1 pseudogene is annotated in these 437 nt (G+C 74.4%); it reads right to left on the reverse strand.

The annotated features are described in order from the left end of the window. A pseudogene (locus DSP71_RS23365) lies at positions 1-437 on the reverse strand (tRNA (adenosine(37)-N6)-threonylcarbamoyltransferase complex transferase subunit TsaD); the annotation flags it as partial.

Genomic DNA, 437 nt, shown 5'->3' on the forward strand with positions numbered 1-437 from the left:
GGGGGATGCGCACGGTGACGCCAGCGGCGTCGGCGCGCTCGAGCGCGACATCGCGGAGCCGTCGGTTCGCGACGACCCCTCCCCCGAGCAGCAGGCGGGGGACGCCGAGATCGGAGCACGCGGCGAGGGCCTTCGTGACCAGCACGTCGACGACGGCCTCGCGGAAGCTCGCGGCTACGTCGGCGACGGGCACGTCGATCCCCTCGGCCTCGCAGCGCTCGACCCAGCGGGCGACCGCCGTCTTGAGCCCAGAGAACGAGAAGTCGTACCGGTGCTTCGCCAGGTCGGAGGCCCGCGACAGTCCGCGGGGGAACCGGATCGCGTGCGGGTCGCCGGTCGCCGCCGCCCGATCGATCTCCGGCCCTCCGGGGTACGGGAGCGACAGCAGCCGGGCGACCTTGTCGAAGGCCTCGCCCGCGGCGTCGTCCATCGTCTCC

It is taken from the genome of Microbacterium sp. H6 (assembly GCF_003314775.1).
Classification (GTDB): domain Bacteria; phylum Actinomycetota; class Actinomycetes; order Actinomycetales; family Microbacteriaceae; genus Microbacterium; species Microbacterium oxydans.